Source organism: Caballeronia sp. (genome assembly GCF_028292365.1).
Taxonomy (GTDB): Bacteria; Pseudomonadota; Gammaproteobacteria; order Burkholderiales; family Burkholderiaceae; genus Caballeronia.
Genome location: NZ_JAQGMM010000679.1, coordinates 1 through 2,769 on the forward strand (window position 1 = coordinate 1; position 2,769 = coordinate 2,769).

General features: G+C 57.7%; 2 protein-coding genes. One reads left to right on the plus strand and one right to left on the minus strand.

Annotated elements, in window-relative coordinates; translation table 11 throughout:
- Positions 1-1,188 (minus strand): oxalate/formate MFS antiporter (gene oxlT / locus JWR14_RS38440; protein WP_299720079.1); only part of this gene is annotated, 1,188 nt, incomplete at its 3' end.
- Positions 1,189-1,599: 411 nt separating this feature from the next.
- Here oxlT and JWR14_RS38445 point away from each other — a divergent pair.
- Entirely contained in the window at positions 1,600-2,520 is a 921-nt protein-coding gene (locus tag JWR14_RS38445) for a LysR family transcriptional regulator (RefSeq protein WP_299720081.1), read from the plus strand.
- The last annotated feature ends 249 nt before the right edge of the window (positions 2,521-2,769 follow it).

Consider the following 2,769-nt stretch of genomic DNA (forward strand, 5'->3'; position numbering starts at 1 on the left):
GATGAACACCGCGTCCCATGAGCCAATGGCCGACAGCACCGAGGCAAGTGGTACCAGCATGGAAGCCGTGCCCTTCGCCGTGTAAAGCGTACCGGCGTTGGCGGCGGCGTATTTGCTGCCGAAGGTATCGGCGCAGGTGGCCGGGAAGATCGAGAAGATTTCACCCCAGCACAGGAACGTCACGGCTGCGAAGAACATGAACAGATACGGATTGTGGCCAAACTCCATGAGACCGAGCAACGCCACGCCTTCGCCGATAAAGATGAAGAACATGGTGTTCTCGCGGCCGATCTTGTCGGAGATCCAGCCGCAGAGCGGACGCGTGAAACCGTTGCACAGGTTGTCGATCGACAGCGCCATGGTCAGGAGCGGCAACGTCACGCCGAGCAGGTTGACCGGCATCTTGGCAAAGCCGTATTCCTTCGCGATCGGACCGAGTTGCGCGGTGGCAATCACACCGCCTGCCGCCACGAACACGAACATCATGTACAGCACCCAGAAGAGCGGCGAGCGCACCATCTGGCCCGTCGTGTAGTCGATCTTCGACGCCACTATGCGCTTTGCCGGGACCGCATAAGCCGGCGGCCTCGGACGCACCAGCAGCATGCCGAGCAACAGGATACAGACGCCCTGGAAGATGCCGAAGAACACGAAGGTGTGTTCATAGCCCGAGCGCTGGATCATGTTCGAGATAGGGATGACCGTCACCGCCGCGCCCGCGCCGAAACCTGCCGCCGTCAAACCAGCAGCGAGGCCGCGCTTGTCCGGGAACCACTTGAGCGCGGTGCCCACGCAGGTGCCGTACACGCAACCCGCGCCCACGCCGGCAATCACCGCCGCAATGTAGAGATGAATCAGGCTGGTCGCGTTTGCATCGATGATCCAGCCTAGCGCCGCGCAGATCGAACCGCCGATCACGACCGGCCGCGGGCCGAATTTATCGACGAGCCAGCCTTCGAGCGGCACCAGCCAGGTTTCGGTGACGATGAAAATGGTGAACGCCGTTTGAATTGCCGCCTGGCCCCAGTGATGTTTCGCATCCATCGGGACCACGAACAAAGTCCACGCGTACTGCAGATTGGCGACCAGCCCCATGCAGATGATGCCGATGGTGAGCTGAGCCCACCGATTGTTGTGCCAGCCCATTTTGGGTTGACCAGCGGCCGGTGCCGTCGCTGCGTTTGCCATGTCTGTCTCCATTATGTTTCAGCGCTCGTGCGGCGCGTAATCAGCTTCTTCATCGACTGCTTCGTCGACGACTCAATCGACTGCGGCACACCGTGTGTTGTTTACCGGTGTGAGGGGACTTGGTCGGTCAGGAAACGTGTTCGTGGCGCCGTTGGGTCGTGGGGCCTGATACGGCCATGTCCATCCTCCAGGCCGTAAAAAGTAAGAGCGGTGAAAAGAAGAACCATTTTTAAGCGATTCCCAATGTGCTGATGTTTTTATAGGGATGACCCTGACTTCTGCCTTCTCCCCGCGTGCACATTACGAAACTACCGCACGTTGAAAGCATCCTGCGACAGAAAAACGATTAGGGAAAGTTAGAAAAATTTATTGTATAAATACAGGATCGTTTATAGGTGGAGATCCGCCATGATGCGTAATGCGACGCTCAGGCAACTGAAAATATTCGAAACTGTTGCACGGCGGCTCAGCTTTTCGCGCGCCGCCGAAGAGCTCTATCTCACCCAGCCGGCCGTCTCCACGCAGGTCAAGCAGCTTGAGGAGCACGCGGGACTGCCTCTGTTCGAGCAGCTCGGCAAGAAGATCTACCTGACATCCGCCGGTCAGGAAATGCTTCACCACAGCCGCGCGATCCTTGAACAGTTTCGCGAAGCCGACGACGCCATGGCGCGGCTCAAGGGTATTTCCGGAGGTACGCTGAACGTGGCCGTGATCAGTGCCGGGGATTATTTCTTCCCTCGCCTGCTGGCCGAATTCACCAAACGCAATTCCGACGTCAAGCTGAACCTGGCCGTTCACAACCGCGAAGAACTGCTGCACCAGCTTACCGACAACCTCACTGACCTCGCGATCATGGTTCGGCCGCCGAAGGACATGGACACCGAGAACGTGTCGTTTGCCCCGCATCCTTATGTGATCGTGGCGCCGCCGGATCATCCGCTGGTGGGCAAGAAGAACATTGCGCTGGAGTCGCTTGTCGACGAGCCGTTCATCGTCAGGGAGCGCGGTTCCGACACCTGGAATTCGATGGAAGAAGGTTTCGCGGGACGGCTCAAGCCGCTGAACATCGCCATGGAAATCACCAGCACGGAAACGATCAAGCAGGCGGTCATCGCCGGCATGGGGATCAGCTTCCTGTCGGCGCACACGGTCAGCATGGAGTTGCAGATCGGACGGCTGGCGGTGCTCGACATAGCGGGTTTTCCCGTGATGCTCAACTGGTATCTCGTGCATCGTCATAACAAGCGGCTTCCGGCAGTGGCGATGGCGTTCAAGCAATTCCTCATCGACGAAGGGGCGGCGCAAATCTCGGCCATTACGCATATCGGGTAAACCATCTATTAGGCATCTTTAATAGTTAGGCAAAAAACAAGTGACTATCGTATATGGATCATTGTTCCTATCCTGCAGTTAAGCCACGCAGCCACATCACGCTGTGATTCATGGCTAACTAAGGAGACGACCATGAACCGTTCACAAGCCACGATCGCCGATGCGCGCGAACTCCAGACTCAGCTTTGTGCCTACAACAGCGCCTTCGAAGAACTTGACCTGATGTTCCGCTGGGACGTCGAAACGCTT

What these genes read in the sequence shown, in the direction of transcription:
- JWR14_RS38445 (WP_299720081.1), top strand. Translation starts at nt 1,600, where the DNA reads ATGCGTAATGCGACGCTCAGGCAACTGAAAATATTCGAAACTGTTGCA.